Source organism: Nonomuraea aurantiaca (genome assembly GCF_020215705.1).
In the GTDB taxonomy this organism is placed as follows: Bacteria; Actinomycetota; Actinomycetes; order Streptosporangiales; family Streptosporangiaceae; genus Nonomuraea; species Nonomuraea aurantiaca.
Map to the genome: position 1 here is coordinate 101,380 of NZ_JAIWNB010000015.1, position 17,044 is coordinate 118,423.

12 protein-coding genes and 1 pseudogene are annotated in these 17,044 nt (G+C 70.3%); 6 read left to right on the forward strand and 7 right to left on the reverse strand.

Annotated elements, in window-relative coordinates:
- Positions 1-23: 23 nt before the first annotated feature.
- A complete protein-coding gene (locus LDL49_RS31385) occupies positions 24-3,254 on the reverse strand; it encodes an ATP-binding protein (protein ID WP_225296284.1) in 3,231 nt (1,076 codons plus the stop codon).
- On the opposite strand from LDL49_RS31385, the gene LDL49_RS31390 reads away from it, so the two are divergent.
- Together LDL49_RS31390 and LDL49_RS31395 are read left to right on the forward strand one after the other, a co-directional pair.
- On the forward strand, positions 3,253-4,128 hold the full coding sequence (locus LDL49_RS31390; protein WP_225296286.1) for a TatD family hydrolase: 876 nt from the start codon (positions 3,253-3,255) through the stop codon (positions 4,126-4,128). The two genes, LDL49_RS31385 and LDL49_RS31390, sit on opposite strands and share 2 nt — an antisense overlap.
- 143 nt (positions 4,129-4,271) lie before the next feature.
- Positions 4,272-5,129: a resuscitation-promoting factor gene (locus LDL49_RS31395; protein WP_225296288.1), complete on the forward strand. Its 858-nt coding sequence runs from the start codon at positions 4,272-4,274 to the stop codon at positions 5,127-5,129.
- 19 nt (positions 5,130-5,148) lie between these two features.
- Here LDL49_RS31395 and LDL49_RS31400 read toward each other — a convergent pair whose 3' ends face one another.
- Together LDL49_RS31400 and LDL49_RS31405 are read right to left on the reverse strand one after the other, a co-directional pair.
- The gene (locus tag LDL49_RS31400) at positions 5,149-6,342 is read right to left on the reverse strand and encodes a hypothetical protein (RefSeq protein WP_225296545.1); all 1,194 of its coding nucleotides are present in this window, start codon (positions 6,340-6,342) and stop codon (positions 5,149-5,151) included.
- Positions 6,343-6,344: 2 nt separating this feature from the next.
- The gene (locus LDL49_RS31405; protein WP_225296290.1) at positions 6,345-8,375 is read right to left on the reverse strand and encodes a serine/threonine-protein kinase; all 2,031 of its coding nucleotides are present in this window, start codon (positions 8,373-8,375) and stop codon (positions 6,345-6,347) included.
- A 71-nt stretch (positions 8,376-8,446) separates the two neighbouring features.
- Between LDL49_RS31405 and rsmA the strand changes: the two genes are divergently transcribed.
- Together rsmA and LDL49_RS31420 are read left to right on the forward strand one after the other, a co-directional pair.
- A complete protein-coding gene (gene rsmA, locus LDL49_RS31410; protein ID WP_225296292.1) occupies positions 8,447-9,310 on the forward strand; it encodes a 16S rRNA (adenine(1518)-N(6)/adenine(1519)-N(6))-dimethyltransferase RsmA in 864 nt (287 codons plus the stop codon).
- A gap of 1,264 nt (positions 9,311-10,574) precedes the next feature.
- On the forward strand, positions 10,575-10,946 hold the full coding sequence (locus LDL49_RS31420; RefSeq protein WP_225296293.1) for an NlpC/P60 family protein: 372 nt from the start codon (positions 10,575-10,577) through the stop codon (positions 10,944-10,946).
- 217 nt (positions 10,947-11,163) lie between these two features.
- Here LDL49_RS31420 and LDL49_RS31425 read toward each other — a convergent pair whose 3' ends face one another.
- The gene (locus tag LDL49_RS31425) at positions 11,164-11,985 is read right to left on the reverse strand and encodes an arginase family protein (protein ID WP_225296548.1); all 822 of its coding nucleotides are present in this window, start codon (positions 11,983-11,985) and stop codon (positions 11,164-11,166) included.
- A gap of 192 nt (positions 11,986-12,177) precedes the next feature.
- Here LDL49_RS31425 and LDL49_RS31430 point away from each other — a divergent pair, with 192 nt between their 5' ends.
- A complete protein-coding gene (locus tag LDL49_RS31430; protein ID WP_225296295.1) occupies positions 12,178-12,495 on the forward strand; it encodes a hypothetical protein in 318 nt (105 codons plus the stop codon).
- 45 nt (positions 12,496-12,540) lie between these two features.
- On the opposite strand, the pseudogene LDL49_RS31435 reads toward LDL49_RS31430, so the two are convergent.
- The 3 genes and pseudogenes from LDL49_RS31435 to LDL49_RS31445 form a co-directional block, all read right to left on the reverse strand.
- Positions 12,541-12,860, reverse strand: a pseudogene (locus tag LDL49_RS31435) (helix-turn-helix domain-containing protein); the annotation flags it as partial.
- Positions 12,861-12,991: 131 nt separating this feature from the next.
- A complete protein-coding gene (locus LDL49_RS31440; RefSeq protein WP_225296297.1) occupies positions 12,992-13,351 on the reverse strand; it encodes a hypothetical protein in 360 nt (119 codons plus the stop codon).
- Between the two features lie 587 nt (positions 13,352-13,938).
- The gene (locus LDL49_RS31445; RefSeq protein ID WP_225296299.1) at positions 13,939-15,090 is read right to left on the reverse strand and encodes an FAD-dependent oxidoreductase; all 1,152 of its coding nucleotides are present in this window, start codon (positions 15,088-15,090) and stop codon (positions 13,939-13,941) included.
- Between the two features lie 828 nt (positions 15,091-15,918).
- Between LDL49_RS31445 and LDL49_RS31450 the strand changes: the two genes are divergently transcribed.
- Positions 15,919-16,821 (forward strand): 4-(cytidine 5'-diphospho)-2-C-methyl-D-erythritol kinase, encoded by a 903-nt coding sequence (locus LDL49_RS31450; RefSeq protein ID WP_225296301.1) that lies wholly within the window; start codon positions 15,919-15,921, stop codon positions 16,819-16,821.
- Positions 16,822-17,044 lie beyond the last annotated feature (223 nt).

Here is a 17,044-nt window from a genome sequence, read left to right on the forward strand (position 1 = left end):
CCGACGAGCCTCGCCTGGCGCGCTCACCGGAGGCTCACCCCGAGCTCACCGGGCAGGGTGGCGATCGTGCGCAACGGTGAGACGGCGATCACCGCCTCGGACACGCCCGCCAGGAGGGCCGCTTGGGAGTGAGTGAACGCCGCGCCCTCGTTCCAGGCCCGCTCGTACGCCTCCTCGCCCAGGACGGCCCGCGCCCGGGCGGAGGTGTCCTCGCCGATGGGTGTGCCGGGATGGATCCCGCCGAGCATCACGGTGGCGGCCCCCAGCAGCTTGGCGGCCATGCACGCGCCGTCGGCGGCTGCTCGCGAGTCGCCGGGGCCGGGCCGCCCGTCGCCCGCGCCGAGGTCGTTGAGCGCGAGCCGGGCGAGCAACTCGAACGCGCCGGCGCTCTCCGGCGCCGGGCCCGTCGCGACCGCGACCTCGACGGCCTGCCGGTAGGAGGTCCTGGCCGCGTCGCGGTCGTCGGCGGCCTCTGCGAGCCGGCCCAGCCCGACCAGGATCCGGATCCTGTTGCCGGCGCTCCTGAGCCACCGGGGATCCGAGCGCCGCAGCGCCTCCTCGTAGAGCTCGCGGGCCGTGACCAGCTCGCCCTCCTCCAGCGCCAGGTCGCCGAGCCCGCGCAGCGCGGACGCCACGTTCGTCGGCACGCCCACGCGCCGGGCCAGCTCGGCGGCCCGCTCGTAGTCGGCCCTGGCGGCGGCCGGGTCGGCGCGCAGGTTGTGGTCGCCCCGGTTGCACAGCAGATCGGCCAGGTCCTCGGTCGCGCCCAGCTCCTCGGCCAGCGCGATCGCCTCGTCGGTGTGGGCCAGCGCGGTCTCCCGGCTGCCGTGGAGGCCCGCCAGCATGGCCAGCGCGTCGAGCGAGAGCATCGAGCCCCACCGGTCGCCGAGAGCGCGCAGGTCGTCGAGCGCCGAGACCAGATCGGCCTGCGCCCGGGTGTGCTCGCCACGGGCCAGCAGCGAATAGGCCCACATGAACCGGGACATCGCGCGTTCCCAAGGGTCGGGGCTGTGCGCGGCCCTGGAGATCACCGCGAGCGCGGCCTCGGGGGCGTGCGTGGCCGCCGTGATCATCGGCCACAGGAACGTGAGGACGGGATAGTCGCGCGCCCCCCCGCTCGCCGACACGATCGCGTCGGCCGCGGCGGAGTGCCGGGTCCACAGCTCGCCGGCCGTCTCGTCGCCGGCCGTGGCCAGAAGGCAGAGCACGTACGCGTCGCCGAGGTCCGGATCCGGCCCCGCCGTGTTGAGCAATTCGATCGCCGAGGCCGTGGCCGTGCCGCGCATCCCGCGCATCCACAGGTATGTGGACTGCGCCGCCAGCAGCCGCATGCCCAGCCGCACCTCGCCCGCCTCGGCCGCCCAGGTCAGGGCGGCCCGGAGGTTGTCGTGCTCGGCGGACAGCGACTCCAGCCAGTCGAGCTGCTCGGCCGCGCGCAGGTGCGGGTCGGCCCGCTCGGCGAGGGCGAGGAAATAGCGGGCGTGCGCACGCCGTACGGAAGCTTCGCCGGTCAGTTCTTCCGCGCAGAAGGCGCGGATGGTCTCCAGCATGCCGTAGCGGCCGTCCGTGACGGTCACCAGTGACTTGTCGGCGAGCGAGTCGAGCAGGTCCTCGGCGTCGGGCAGGCCGCACACCTCGGCGGCGGCCCCCGCCGTCGCGCCGCCCGCGAACACTGTCATCCGCGCGGCCATCGCGCGTTCGCCCTCGGTGAGCAGCTCCCAGCTCCACGCGACGACCGCGCGCAGTGTCTGGTGCCGGGCGTCGGCGGTGCGGCTGCCGCGCGACAGCAGCTTGAAACGGTCGGTGCCGAGGCGTTCGGCCAGCTCGCGGGCCTCATGCGTGCGTACGCGGGCGGCGGCCAGCTCGATGGCCAGCGGCAGGCCGTCGACCGCCGCGCAGATCTCGCCGACCGCCTCGTCAGCCACGAAATCTGGGCGAACCGCCTTCGCCCGGTCGGTGAACAGCCGCACAGCGTCCGCCTCGGACAGTGGACGGACCGGCCAGAGGTGCTCGGCCGTGATGCCCAGCGGCTCGCGGCTGGTCGCCAGGACGCGCAGCTGGGGACAGGCTTCGAGCAGCCGTTCGGCCAGGGCGGCGATGTCCTCGATCAGGTGCTCGCAGTTGTCCAGGACCAGCAGCGACGGCCGGTCGGTCAGCACGGTGACCAGCCGGTCGAAGAAGCCGTCGGACGTGGCGGACCGGGGGCCGAGCAGCCCGCCTTCGCGTATGCCCAGCGCGGTGAGCAGCGCGCGCGGGAGGTCGTCGCCCTCGGTGAGGGCGGCCAGCTCGGCGAGGCAGGCGTCGGGGCGCCGCCCGGCGACCTCGACCGCCAGCCGCGTCTTGCCCGCGCCGCCCGGCCCCAACAGCGTCACCAGGCGGGCCGAGCCGAGCAGCGTATCGACCGCGGCCAGGTCGTAGTCCCGGCCGACCAACGTGGTGAGCCGGGCCGGCATCCCCGACCTGGCGTTTCGTTCGGCCGGCCGCTGCTCGGATGCTCGGGGCGCGGTCTGTTCCGCTGGTCCGGCGGTGGGTGGCGTCAGGTGGGTGAGTTCGCCGCGTAAGAGGCTCTGGTGCAGGCCGGACAGCTCGGGCGAGGGGTCGGCGCCCAGCTCGTCGGCCAGCAGCCGCCTGGCCTGCTCGTACGCGACCAGCGCCTCGGCCGGCCGGCCGTCCGCGCTGAGCGCCCGCATGAGCTGGCCGCGCAGCCGCTCGCGCAGCGGGTGGCGTTCGATCAGCTCGCCGAGCTCCGGGATCGCCGCCCGCTGCGCGCCGCGCCGCAGGTCGGCCTCGATCCGGTCCTCCTGGGCGGCCAGGTGCCGCTCTTCGAGGGGTACGGCGTGCGTCGCGTCGAGGTCGGAAAGCGCGGGGCCGCGCCACAGGGACAGCGCCTCGCCCAGCAACGCGGCGGCCCGGCCGGGATCGGCATCGAGTGCCTGCCGCCCCTCCTCGGCCAGCCGCAGGAACCGGTGCGCGTCGACGTCGCCCGGATCGACGGCCAGCCGGTAGCCCGTGGCCGCCCGCTCGACCATGATGCCGTCGCCGCGCAGCCTCGACACCTGGGAGTGCAGGGCATGCTGGGCGTTCTTGGGCGGCTGCTCGCCGTACAGGACGTCGATGAGCCGGTCGTGGGGGACGACCTCGCCGGGCCGGATGAGCAGCAGGGCCAGCAGGGCTCGCCGGGACCGGCCGCCGAGTGGCACCTCGGCGCCGTCCGCGCGCCAGGCACGGGTGCTGCCGAGAATGCCGAAGCGCATGGACGTTACTTTAGAGGGCGTGAGCAAGATTCCCAGCCCGCCCGAGCCGCTGTCCGCACCGGTGTTCGACAGTCACTGCCACCTCGACATCATGGTCGGCAACCGGCAGGCGTCCTCGGGCGATCCCGTGGCGCAGGCGGCGCAGGCGGCTTCGGCGAGCGTACGGAGCATCCTCGACGACTCGCGGGCCGTCGGCGTGACCCGGCTCGTCACGATCGGCTACGACCTGCCGTCCTCCCGGTGGAACGCCGAGGCGGCCGCGGAGCACGAGGGGATCTACGCCGGCGTCGCCATCCATCCCAACGAGGCGCACGCGGCCACGCCCGAGACGCTGGCCGAGATCGAGGCGCTGGCCGGGCGCGCCGAGGTGCGGGCGGTGGGGGAGACCGGGCTCGACTACTACCGCGACTGGGCGGCCAAGGAGGACCAGCACGCGAGCTTCCGGGCGCACATCGAGATCGCCAAGCGCACCGGTAAGGCGCTGGTCATCCACGACCGTGACGCGCACGACGACGTGCTGAAGGTGCTGGCCGAGGTGGGTGCGCCGCCGGTGGTGGTGTTCCACAGCTTCTCGGGCGACCCAGAAATGGCGAAAAAGTGCGCCGAAGCCGGATATTTCATGTCTTTTTCCGGTCCGGTCACCTACAAGAACGCCTCCTACCTGCGCGAGGCGGCTCGGGTGGCGCCGACGGAGCTCATGCTGGTCGAGACCGACGCCCCCTACCTGCCGCCGGTGCCCTATCGGGGCAAGCCCAACGCGCCCTACCTCATCCCTCTCACTCTCCGCTGTCTCGCGGAGGTCAAGGGGGTCCATCCGGATCAGCTGTGCGAGGCCATCAGCGTCAATGGAGTCACGGTCTTCGGAGAGTGGTGACCATCTTTCCGTGAACCGGTAGAGGCGACGGCGCGGGCGCCACTAGCGTCGTGCCGCCCGAAGCCACTACCGGAGGTCAGTCCGTGCGCGGAAAGAGGCGCGCCCCGCGCCCTCGTATTGCCTGGCGATCACCGTGGACACCGGTGATCTGCCTGCTCGCGGTCGTGGCCGTGGGCGGCATCGGGACCGTCGCGACACTGGTCAAGAGCGTGGTGCTGGTCGTCGACGGCAAGCCGATGGCGCTGCGCAGCTTCGCCGGCTCGGTGCAGGAGCTCCTCGGTGAAGCCGGGGTGTCGGTGGGGTACGGCGACTCCGTACGCCCGGCCGGGCAGGTGGAGCTCGCCGACGGGACGCGGATCGTGGTACGCCACGCCCGCCCGATCACGCTGACCCTCGACGGGCACACCACCCGCCGCCTGGTGACCGCCACGAACGTGGGTGACGCCTTGGCCGAGCTCGACATCAGCCCGGCGGGCGGCCGGCTGTCGGCCCCGCCAACCAAGCACGTGCCGCTGTCCGGGATGTCGCTCTCGGTGTATACGCGGCGTGAGGTGTACGTCGAGACGGGCGGCGTCCGGATGGCGATCACGACCACCGGCCGGACCGTCCGTGAGGTGCTCAGGCAACGCCGCATCCCGCTGCGCCCCGGCTACCGGGTGCGCCCGCCGCTCGACAGCTTCCCGGCGCAGGGGACCGTCATCAGGGTCAGCCCGCCCGAGCCGCCGCACACCGTGGCCGTGCCGGCGGCCGTGGCGGCGCTCGACTGGGCGGCGCTGGCCCACTGCATGTCGAATGGCGACCCGCTGGCGGTCAATCCCGCCGGGCCCTATTACGGGATGTACGGGTTCAGCGTGGCCATGTGGACGGCCGTCGGCGGGACCGGGCTACCGCACGCCTGGCCGCCGGAGGAGCAGACCTATCGGGCGCAGCTGCTCTACCAGCTGGTCGGCGGGCGGTGGCAGGGGCAGTGGCGGGAGTGCGGGGCCAGGCTGTTCGACTGACCGCTTCCTGCCGGGTGGATCAACCGGCGATGGATGTGCCGAAGTCGGCTCCCTTGGGTGGTTGGAGCGGCCGCAGCTCGTCGGAGTTGCGGGCCAGCACCATGACCTTGCCGGCCGGGACGGCGTCGGGCTGGCCGATGAAGAGCTTGTTGCCGCTGTAGGCCAGCGACCAGCCGAACAGGCCGGCCACTGTCGGGAGCCTCTTGTCCTCGGCCTCGTTCTTGAACGACAGCACCCGTACGGCTCCCTCGTAGGGCGAGCCGACGGCCACCCTGCCCTCGGCCGAGGCGGCCAGCGAGAAGCCGAACCCGGCGGCCTGCCCCACCCGCCTCGTCGGGCGCATGGCCTGGTCGTAGAGCTGGACGTAGCCGTGGCCCGGCGCGGTCACCGCGAACCCGGCCCCCTCGGCGTACGCCACCGCGTAGCCGTACCGGTCTCCGGCCTCCTTGGTGGGCGAGTCGACCTTGACCCCCGAGAGCCTCGGCGCCAGCGCGTTGTCGATGCGGACCGCGGCCCCCGAGTCGGACTTGCCCTGGTCGACCTGGCGGCCGGCGCCGTCGTCGTTCTCGTACGGGACGCCGACGAGCAGGCTGTTGCCCGGTCCGACCGCCACCGACCAGCCGAACTGGTCACCCACCTCGCCGTTGCCCGGCACCTCCACCGAGTCCTGATTTATCCGGATCAGCCGCCCCATGCCCTGGCGTACGTAGACGGAGCCCGCGTCGGCGATCTGGGCCTGGTCCTCGTACGGCGCGCCGATCGCCACCAGGTCGCCCCGGGCGGCCAAGGACCAGCCGAAGTGGGCGTTGCGCTGCGGCTCGGGAGCCGTCAGGCGTTCCGGTCCCTTGCTGTTCCCGCCATACACGACATAGACCGCGCCCGCGTCCCTGACCCCGTCCACATCGGTGTAGGGCGCGCCCACCACCAGGTCGGCGCAGGCGTTGCCGGGGTCGATCTTGGCCAGCGTCACCGACCAGCCGAGCGCGTCGCCCTCGATGCGGGGCACGGGCACGGGGATCACCTTGTCCCCGGAGAGGACGTACACCGCGCCCTTGCCGTCATCGGCGAACGGATCGCCGACCGCCACGTCGTCCAGGCCGTCGCCGTCGAAGTCGCTCGTACCCGAGCACGCGGCCTTCTTGGCAGCGGCTGTCGCCGCGGTGCTCATGCCGCCTATGAGGACGGCCAGCGCGAGAAGCGCCGCACCGATCATCTTCACAACCGGACCTCGATCTGGTTACCGTTCTTGAGCCTGGTCGCGATGAGTTGTACCGGTTTGCGGTACAACGGCAGGTCGAACACGAACGCGTTGTCGATGCGGTCACCTGCGGTGATCGCCGCCGGGAACGCCGCCTCCACCGGGTCGTGGCGCCCGCCCTTGTCGTCGAGCAGCGAGACGATCGGCTCGCCGATCTCCTGGCGCTCGCCTCCGGGGTTCAGCATCGTCCAGCGGACCACGCACAGCTGGCCCAAGGTCTGCGTCTTGCCTTCGTACTCCTTCAGGCCGCACTGCGGGGCCGCCGCGATGATGAGCTGCGGGTCGTCGAAGGACTTGCCGAGGGCGAACCGGTGACCGAGGTCGTTGGGCCGCGCCGAGGCGGACGCCGACTGGGTCTGCGACTGGACGGGCGGCGAGATGTTGCGGCTGGAGGTCACGATGAGGACGCCGAAGGTGACGGCGATGGCCGCCACGGCCGCGGCGGCCGCGATGAGCCAGCGGGTGCTCAGGGAACGGCCGGGGGCGGGGGCCTGGGTGTCGTCCGAGGACAGCGCCTCTGCCTGGATCCCCGGGTTCGTCTGGCGAGCCTGTACGTTCGGCTCGTCCTGACGGGCCTGGGCCTGGGCTTGGACCTCGGCCTGGCCCGGCTGGTCCGCCTGGCGGGCCTGCTCGGCTAAGCGGGCCTGCTCCTTTTTGGCACTCGGTTTTTTGAGCGTCGGCTTCTTGAGCGTCGCTTTCTTGGCGGTCGGCTGCTGGGGGGTGGGCACCTCCCAGCGCGCCAGCTCCTCGCGAGCCGCCTGCTCCTCCCGGCGAGACAGCTCCGCCAGATCGGGCTGCTCCTGACCTGGCGACGACTGCGCCTGGAACGCCTGCTGCGGCTGTGACCCCGACTGTGACCCCGACTGTGACCCCGACTGTGACCCCGACTGTGACCTCGGCTGTGATCCTGACGGGGACCCCGGCTGGGAGCCCGGTCGAGATCCCGGCTGGGACTCCGGCCGAGATCCCACCCGGGACGGGTCGGTGGTCACGGCGGCGGGTCCCTTGGCCGTCGTGTCGCTGGGCGGCGGCGTGGCGAACGTAGCCGTGATGTCGGGCTCGTTCACCACGTTCTGCGGCGGCTCCCAGTCGTCGAGCAGCCCGGGAGCCACGAGAGTCGGCGGATCGGCCGCCGATGTCGCCGATGGCGCCGCGGGTGCGGGCGCAGTGCCCCCGACCAGGGCGATCAGCAGGTCCTGGGCCGTGGGCCGCTGAGCCGGATCCATGTCGGTAGCCCGCCGGACCAGCTCATCGAGCGGCGCGGGCAGAGCGCCCAGGTCCGGCGGCGCGTTCAGTACGCGTGTGGCGAGCGTGATGGGGTCGCCGCGCCCGAACGGGTGGCGCCCATTACCGGCGTACGCGATCAGACAGCCCCAGGCGAAGATGTCGACGGCCGGAGTGACCGTTTCCCCCCGTACCTGCTCGGGCGCCCACCAGCCAGGACTGCCCAGCAGCTCACCGGACATGGTGAACCCGGTCTCCCTGTCGAGCGCCCTGGCGATGCCGAAGTCGATCACTCGCGGCCCGGACAGCGACAATATGACATTGGCCGGCTTGAGATCCCTGTGCACCAGCCCGGCTACGTGGATCGCCGCCAGCGCCGCCGCGACTCCCAGCGCGACGCCGTGCAGCGGCCCCGGGTCCAGCGCGCCGTACTTGGCGATCTGGTCCGACAACGGGGTGCCGCCGATGTACTCGGTCACCATGTACGGGCGGCTGTCGCCGGTGTTGCCGTTGTCGAGCACCTGAGCCGTACAGAACGATGCCACCCGCCGCGCGTTCTCCACCTCGGCATGAAAGCGGTCCGCGAACCCTTGCTGGTTGGCGAACTCGGCCTTCACCACCTTGACCGCGACGAACCGCCCCGTCGGTGCCCTGGCCAGGAACACCGTACCCATGCCGCCCTCGCCGAGTCGGCCGAGCAGCCGGTACGGGCCGATTTCCCGCAGATCCGTCGGGCGGAGCGGCGCGGCGCCCGTTGGCTCCATCAAGGACGTCCCTTCCTGTTCCACGCCCATCCTCCCCTGTGGTGCCCCCATCCGCCATCGCAGGTTCTTCGATGCGGGAGACTGGTTGGATGATGAGCCTGTTGGGCCCTGCGGAAATACGTATTTTGGCGGATAAGCTAAATCTTCGTCCGACGAAAAAGCTAGGCCAAAACTTCGTGATCGACGCGGGAACCGTGCGGCGCATCGTCAGAGTGGCCTCACTGGCCCCAGACGACGTGGTCATAGAGGTGGGCCCCGGCCTCGGCTCACTCACCCTCGCGCTGCTCCCCGAGGCCCAGCACGTGGTGGCCGTCGAGATCGACCCGGTGCTCGCGGGCCAGCTCCCGGTGACCGTCGCGGACCGCGGCCTCAGCGACAAGCTCACGGTCGTGGAGGCCGACGCCATGCGCATCACCTCCGCCGACCTGCTGGGCCACACGCCCACGGCCCTGGTCGCGAACCTCCCGTACAACGTCGCGGTGCCGGTCGTCCTCCACCTGCTGCAGGTGCTGCCGTCACTGCGCAAGGGCCTCGTGATGGTCCAGTCGGAAGTGGCCGACCGCCTCGCGGCCGGCCCCGGCTCCAAGGTGTACGGGGTGCCGTCGGTGAAGGCCGCCTGGTACGCGGACGTACGGCGGGCGGGCCCGGTGGGGCGGACGGTGTTCTGGCCCGCACCGAACGTTGATTCCGGCCTCGTCTCCATGGCCCGCAGGGACCCACCCGAGACCTCCGCCTCACGCGAGGAGGTGTTCGCGGTGATCGACGCCGCATTCGCCCAGCGCCGCAAGACGTTGCGCGCCGCGCTGGCGTCCTGGGCCGGCACCCCCGCCCAGGCCGAAACCGCCTTGCGGGCGGCCGGGGTGGACCCGTCCGCGCGGGGGGAGCAGCTCGACGTGACAGCCTTCGCCCGAATCGCGGAGGCCAAGCCCTCGTAGATCGAGCGGGACGACTCGCGAGCCTTAGGCGATCGGCGCGCCTGAGGGGATCTGCGCCCGGGAGGATCTGCGCCTGAGGGGATCTGCGCCTGAGGGGATCTGCGCCTGAGGGGATCTGCGCCCGGGAAGATCCGCGTCCGAGGAGATCCGCGTCCGAGGAGATCCGCGTCCGAGGAGATCCGCGTCTGAGGAGATCCGCGTCTGAGGAGATCCGCGTCTGAGGAGATCCGCGTCTGAGGAGATCCGCGTCTGAGGAGATCCGCACCCGGCGAGGGTCGCGTGCTTAGGGAATCGGGCTTCGGGGCCTGGAAGCCACAAAAGCCATCCCGGGCAACCCTGGTTATCCACAGAGGGTCGCCTCCGCAACCCCGGATATCCACAGAACCCCGCTCGGCTCCCCGACGCCATGCCCGCTCACAAGATCCTGAGGCCTCCGTTCCGCAAATCGCAGGAGGCCCACATGACCCCCGGCTCCGCCCAGACCCCCCGCTTCGTCCGGACCCCCCGCTCCGTTCTGGGCACCCGCTCCGTCATGTCCACCCGCTTTGGCCTGGGCACCCGCTTTACCTTGGCCATTCGCCCCGCCGTGAACCCTCGCCCCGCCGTGAACGCTCACCCGGTCCCGAGCATCCGCGCCAACCCGGCCACAGGCCCCGCAGTGAGCCCACGCTCCGCCCTGACTGCCCGCCCCGCCCTGAGCATCCGCCCTGCTCTCACTGGGCTCGCGGTCGGAGGAGGCACCCTCGCAGCCCTCCTCGCATTCCCCAACACGGTTGCAGCCGCGAGTGCCAACGCGACCTCACTCAAGCCACCGACCACCCAGTGCTTCCACCTGATCGCCCTACCCACCAAACCCGTGAGTGGCGGGCGCGATATGAGCCCCGTGAAGGGCACACGCGATACGAGCCCCATAAATGGCAGACGCGATACGAGACTCTCCCAGGACGTCCCGCCAGAGATGCTCTTTGCCCTGCCTCCTGAGGGCGCGGACCATCCTGAGGGCGCCGACCATTCCGGGGGCGCGGACCAGCAGCCCATCTACGTTCTCATCCCCCTTCCTCCAGAAGCCTGCTTTGCCCCCCATCCCCCGGCCAAGACCCCCCGGGACCCCGGAGACCCCCGGAACCCCGGTGACCGAGACCCCCGAGACACCGAACACCCCGAAGATGGAGATCCCCGAGACCCCCGAAGCACTCCGCCCGAGCCAAGCCCCACCAAGCCCCGGCCCAAGGGCGACATCGCAGCGGCAGCCGCCATCGACCAGTTGGGCACCCCGTTCTCATGGGGCGGCGGCACCCCGTCAGGCCCCACCACAGGCATAGGCAGGGGAGCCCACACCAAGGGCTTCGACTGCAGCGGCCTGACCCTCTACGCCTGGTCCAAAGCCGGCATAAGGCTCGGCCACTACACAGGCACCCAGTTCCGCCAGGGCCGCAGAGTCACACTCGGCGAGCTACGCAAGGGCGATCTGGTCTTCTTCGGCGGCGGCACCGGCGACCCCACCCACGTCGGCCTCAACCTCGGCGGTGGCGTAATGATCCACGCCCCCAAAACCGGCGACGTGGTCAGAAAAACCCCGTTCCTAACCTCCACCTACTATCGCCCCCTCTACCGAGGCGCCGTACGCCCAGGCTGACCCCGCCAGCCGCCAGCCGCCAGCCGCCAGCCGCCAGCCGCCAGCCGCCAGCCGCCAGCCGCCAGCCGCCAGCCGCCAGCCGCCAGCCGCCAGCCGACGGTCGGCAGCACCCCGAGCCACCCTGGCCCTCGCCACCACACGAGGACCAGCCCTCATTCCCGGGCCGCATCCCATCCCCCCGTTCACCGGGTGCGGCCGGGCTCCTCAAATGTGAGCGTCAAGTGCGAGCGCAGACTTTGACCAACTTCTCGACCAGCGGCGCGAGCAACTTCTGATCCTCGGGCCTGCCCGGCTCATACTCCACGATCCCCAGCCCCACTACTTCGAACCGCTCCGCCACCGCGCTGACCAGTCCAAGCAGCCCATCAGGTCGCATCCCGCCCGGGGCCGGCGTCCCCACGCTCGCGAAGACCTCCGGATCCAGCACATCAAGATCGATATGTAGGTAGACGACCTTCTCCTCGAATCCGCGCTCCTTCGGAAAACCAGCCCGCCCCTGATCGAAACCAGCTGAAGCGATCGCATCGACCAGCGTCGCGGGATCCGGCATACCCAGGTGGCACACCCCACTCGTCTCAACGAACGTACCCTCGGCCGGATCGAGATCCCGTACCCCGGCGAGCACGATCTGCCACGGACGGACCGGCTCCTCGGGCACCAGCCCCGCCGGTCCTTCACCGGTGAGGGCCCGCAGCACCATCCCGTGAAACGCCCCAGACGGTGAGTCGGCCAGCGTATTGAGATCCCCATGAGCATCGAACCAGACGATCACCAGCCGATCCCCGTACTTCCGCCGAGCCGCCGCCACCGGCTCCAACTCGACCCCGCAATCACCTCCAGCGGTGACCATGAGCCCCTCGCCCACCTGCGACATCATCGCCCGCACCCGAGAAGCCGTGATGATCAGATCATCATCGACTTCAACGCGCAGTCGCCGCCCCGCAGGCACCATCCCCGCCAACAACCGGGCACCCTCCCGAAGCCGCTCGGCCGTAGCTGATCCCGACCCCTGCCACTGCGGCACCTCAACAACCGTCACTTCCGACAAAACTCCCTCTTTCCCCCAAAGAGATGTATTTTCCCCTGATGTAGCGCGCCGTCCAAGTCGAGCCACTAGCCTGATCGTCGTGCTGCCGGAGGGCGGGGCCGAGGCGAGCGCGCCACGTGGGAAGAGCCCCGACCACGATGAGCTGTTCGACCACGCCGCCATGGAGTTTAGGACCGACTGACGATGAGCGCGGATGAGGATTTCAAGCAGGTCGGCGCTGAGCTGGCCGACCTGGGTGTACAGATCTCCAGGATGATGGGGAGTCCCGCACTCAAAGATCAGGCGGGGAAGGTGTTCGCGAGCCTGCAGCGTGACGGCGCGATGGTGTTCCGGCTGGTCAGGGACACCCCCGAACACACTGCCGCGCTCCAGCTGGCGGGGGCATCCCTGTTCGACCCCTCGGGGCAGGGCAGGGTGATAAAGGACTGGGTGGTCGTACCCCACTCCTCGGCCGAGAAATGGACGGATCTGGCTGAGGCCGCCCTCAGCCGCCCACGCTGATCAGTAGGCCATGCCGTCGGTGTGGCGGTGACTGCCCTAGTCGGGCAGGACGCGGTGCACGGTCGAGGTGGGCACGCCCAGGCGGGCGGCAATGCGGGCCGGGCTCAGCCGGTGTGTGAAGCGGATCTTGACGATCCGTCGTTCGGTCCGAGTGCCGGTGCGATGCGGGCTGTGATGGGACCGGCTGGGGCGGTCACTCATGCAGGCCGCCCCCTGCCGTCGGTAGCGCTCAGCCCATCGCCGCGCTGTGGTGTGCGAGACCTGAAAACGTTCGGCGGCCGGCCGCAGCGGCCATTCCTCATTCACGACGCAGCATGCCAGGCGAAGACGCCCCGTTCGGTCAGCAGGGCATTGCGGTGGGGCACGAGAACCTCCGGCGGGCGGTGCGTTTCTTGGTCGATACACACCACGCCCGGAGGTCATCACCATTTCAAGATCCTCGACGGCGAGTCACCGATCTTGTCCTTATGTCACCAAACGTCCGTGGTCAGTACAGCTAGCGCAGCCACCGCAGGGCGGCGTCGGCGCAGTCCTCGGGGCTGCTGTTGAAGGCGATGGCCGCGTCGGGCGCGTGCTGCCGGACCAGATTGACCGTCTTCTCGAAGAATTCGAGCAAGGGCTCGTACTTGCGGATGCCGCCGCCGATCACTATGCAGGCGTAGTCGTAGCGGGTCAGCGCCTCCACGATCGCGCCTTCGGGGTTGTCGTCAAGTGCCAACAGGCACCAGTCGGCCTCGATACCGTGATCGTCGAAACGGGCCTGACCGCGCGCCATTGCCGCCTGGACCGGCTCCAGGGCCCAGCCCTGGATCTTGGCGGGATCGAGACCGACCACCAGTACTCGTGCCACTGTCACGCGTCCTCCTTCTCCAAGAACGTTTCCGCCAGCGCGAGGGTTGAAGGTGGTGTCTGGGCGTACCGACATAGCCGATCTCCTCCAGAGGGCGCCACGTTAGCCCGATCCTGCCACGCACGCTTCTCGACGTGCTCTCGTCAGAGCGGCAGGAGGTCGTGCCAGTGCGATGCCCACGAACGTTCGCCGGGTATCCGTTCCTCCTCCTCTCGCCGGTAGGGGGCCCCTTCATTAGGGCCTCTGCGATGGCGGGTGGTTTCTTCCGTCTCGCCGGTTGGGTGGATCTCTCTGGGAGGGCCTCTGCGATGGCGGACGGCTTCTTGCCTCTCGCCCGTTGGGCGGATCTTTCCGATCGGGCCCCAGCCATGACGGACCGTTTCTTCCTCTCGCCCATAGGGCGGATCCCCTCAAGAGGGGCCCCAGCCACGATTGACCGTTTTCTTCCTCCTCTGAAGGGGCATCGCCTCCGAAAGGACCCCAGTCACCAGGGACCGTCACAGAGATCGAGACAGTCGTGTGACGAAACACCGGCGAACCCTCCTGGCCACCCCACTGGTCGGGGCCAAGAACTGCGCCGTTCGCGTCGTCTCCTAGGCCGTAGTCAGGCCGGCCTGCTTGGCAGCGGCGGCCACCGCCTCGAAGCCGTACTGGAGCATCTCCGCCTCATAGGCGTGTACGGCCTCGACGAGCGGCAGCCCGCGGTCGCGGGCATCAGCGAGTCGGCGCGTGAGCAGGGCGGCGTCGCGCAGGGCCACAGCAGCGCCGATCCCGGCCGGCACCATGCAGTGGATGGCGTCCCCGACCAGTGTCACCGGGCCGCTCGGCCACGGCTTCACCGGCTCCGACGTCCGCATGGATGCGGTGCGGACCGTAGCTGGGTCCGCCCGCCGGATGATTTCCCCGAGGCGGGGGTCCCAGTCGGTGACGCGTTCGCGGGCGGCGTCGCGCAAGCCGGCGCCGTCCAGCGCCGACACGTCGTCGGGGGTGCCGAGCACCCACATCACGTAGTCGCGGGTGTCAGTGAACTCCAGACCGGACCGGAGTTCAGCCGCGGCCTCGCGTGGGTCGCGCCGAAACCGGTGCCCGGCCAGCGGCATGAACCGGCCGCCGGAGCCGACGACGGTGGAAAACCCGTCCAGGGACTCGGCGGGGGTGATCGCCGCCACGTCGCTGGTCAACGGGGTCTTGCCGAAGATCAGCCGCATGCCGACGTCCACGACCCGGGCGTACGGGAGCAGCTGGCGCCGGACCCGCGACATGGACCCGTCGGCGGCGACCAGCAGGTCAGCCTCCTGTACGGCGCCGTCGGCGAAGCGTGCCCTGACCCGGTCACTGGGAAGGACCTCAAACCCGGTGAACTCGCTCCCAAACCGGGTCACCTTCTCCAGTTCGGCGAGCAGGATCGTACGCAAGGTAAGCCGGTCGACGCTGATGCCGCTGTCGGGAGTGAGCTCGGCCGCTGGGTCGTTGACCACGAACCTGTTGAGGACAGTGAGATCACTGGCGAAGATCGTCACGCCCGGGCCGGGCGTCCCCGCCGTGGCCAGCACCAGGCGGTGAAGGTGTTCGGGCAGGCAGTCGTGGAGGGCGCGGTTGCCCTCCGCTGCGATGTGGATGCGATAGCCCTGCCCTTTGGCCGGCTCCGGGTCGCGCTCATGCAACGTCACCTGGAATCCGGCCCGTTGTAACCCGTGGGCCAGGCATGGCCCCGCGAGCCCGCCTCCAATGATCGCGACATGCATTGACGCCTCCTGAGAATCCGTCTCCATAGTCGAGATATTACTCGTCAGCACGATCGCGTCAAGATATATCGCGTATTCCTGACATCCATGCTGATCGCTCTTGATCACATGCATTGAAGGCGAAAAGTCCGCATTGAGCGGGAAGCGGCGTCCATTGAGCTACTCAAGGCAATCGCCTATGCCTGGCGATAACGTCCTGCCGACAATCTCGAATCATCCCCAGAGCGGGGCGGCCTTGCGCCGCCGCTCGCCGCACGTGGCGCGCGACCTCCGGGGTAACGGCCTGCACCGCCCCATGCGATCGATTGCCTCAGCAAGATGACACGGCACGTGGATGCCTCAGTTTGGCGAGCCTGCCTCAATCTCGACGAGACAAGCAGGGGGCGGGGCCGGGCGGAGCAGGCCAGGGCGGAGCAGGCCAGGGTGGAGCAGGCCAGGGTGGAGCAGGCCAGGGTGGAGCAGGCCAGGGTGGAGCAGGCCAGGGTGGAGGCAGGCAAGGACGGAGCGCGACAGGGCGGTCCGGGGCAGGACGGAGCGGGACAGGCACGCAGGGCGGAGCAGGCAGGCGGGCTAGCGCGGGGCGGAGCAGCGCAGGGCGGAGCGGGGTGGGACAAGTTGAAATGGCGCCCCGAGTGCCCAGCCGGTAAAAGTGCAGCTAAGCGTGCGCCGCAGCCCCTCGGGTACGCGTGTTGGATCGGTCCCGTACGGGCGTCACCACTTCTGCCAAGAATCACGTGAGCAGGAAGCGAGCCACTATAGGCTCGAGTGTCCCTCGACAAGCTCGACAGTCCTCAACCCCGCCAAAGCGACGAAAGTGACAGAAGATCGATGAGTTCGGTTACCGTACGGGTGCCCGCGAAGGTCAACGTGCAGCTATCCGTCGGACCGCTTCGGGAAGACGGCTATCACGACCTGGTCAACGTCTTCCACGCCGTATCGATCTTCGATGAAGTGGTCGCCAACGAGTCCGAGTCGATCACCGTCACGGTGGGGGGCAACTGGGCGGACCGGGTCCCGATCGATGATCAGAATCTGGCGATCCAGGCCGCGAGAGCCCTGGCCAAGCACGCGGGCCGCACCTATGGCGCCGCGCTGGTGATCCACAAGGCCATCCCCGTGGCCGGCGGCATGGCCGGGGGGAGCGCGGACGCGGCGGGGGCTCTGGTGGCGTGCAACGAGTTGTGGGGGCTTGGGCTGCCGTTCGACGATCTCATGGAGATCGCCGGCGACCTGGGTAGTGACGTGCCCTTCTCGATGCTCGGGGGCACGGCAGTGGGGATCGGGCGAGGTGAGCAGCTCAGCGAGTTGCCGACCGGCGGCCGGTTTCACTGGGTGTTCGCGGTGGCGGAGGGCGGACTGTCGACGGCCGCCGTCTATGCCGAGTGCGACCGGCTCCGTGCCGCGACCGGTGCGGAGACTCCCTGGCCGCAGCTGAGCGACCCCCTGCTGGAGGCGCTCGGCGCCGGGGACGCTCGCAAGCTGGGCGCGTACCTCACCAACGACCTTCAGCCCGCCGCCCTGACACTTCGCCCGCAACTGGCCCGCACTCTCGAAGCCGGTCGCCAGTGCGGCGCGCTCGGCGCGATCGTCTCCGGCTCCGGTCCGACCTGCGCCTTTCTCGCGACCGACGCCGCCCACGCCGACCGCATGGCCGCCGCCCTCACCACGGCCGGCATCACCCGCACCGCCATCCCCGCCCACGGGCCGGTCGCAGGCGCCGTGGTGGTCTGACGGCGTTGACGCATTACGCGTCCTAGGGTCCGGGGACGCTATTAGCGGGTGGTGACGCTACGGATCGAGCCGCACGTCAGTGGCGTTGAGCGGTGGCGAGCCGAGGTAATCTCGCGGCCACGCACGGCTGGACGCTATACGACAGCCCGCCAGGCTCCCGAGATGAAGCGGCCCCCACCGGCAGCCCCACTGGGTCAGGCGGGGGCGTATGGGGATCTGTCGG

What these genes read in the sequence shown, in the direction of transcription:
- LDL49_RS31400 (WP_225296545.1), bottom strand. Translation starts at nt 6,342, where the DNA reads ATGATCGGTGCGGCGCTTCTCGCGCTGGCCGTCCTCATAGGCGGCATG.
- LDL49_RS31430 (WP_225296295.1), top strand. Translation starts at nt 12,178, where the DNA reads ATGAGCGCGGATGAGGATTTCAAGCAGGTCGGCGCTGAGCTGGCCGAC.
- rsmA (WP_225296292.1), top strand. Translation starts at nt 8,447, where the DNA reads ATGCGGGAGACTGGTTGGATGATGAGCCTGTTGGGCCCTGCGGAAATA.
- LDL49_RS31385 (WP_225296284.1), bottom strand. Translation starts at nt 3,254, where the DNA reads ATGCGCTTCGGCATTCTCGGCAGCACCCGTGCCTGGCGCGCGGACGGC.
- LDL49_RS31450 (WP_225296301.1), top strand. Translation starts at nt 15,919, where the DNA reads ATGAGTTCGGTTACCGTACGGGTGCCCGCGAAGGTCAACGTGCAGCTA.
- LDL49_RS31405 (WP_225296290.1), bottom strand. Translation starts at nt 8,375, where the DNA reads ATGGAGCCAACGGGCGCCGCGCCGCTCCGCCCGACGGATCTGCGGGAA.
- LDL49_RS31445 (WP_225296299.1), bottom strand. Translation starts at nt 15,090, where the DNA reads ATGCATGTCGCGATCATTGGAGGCGGGCTCGCGGGGCCATGCCTGGCC.
- LDL49_RS31390 (WP_225296286.1), top strand. Translation starts at nt 3,253, where the DNA reads ATGGACGTTACTTTAGAGGGCGTGAGCAAGATTCCCAGCCCGCCCGAG.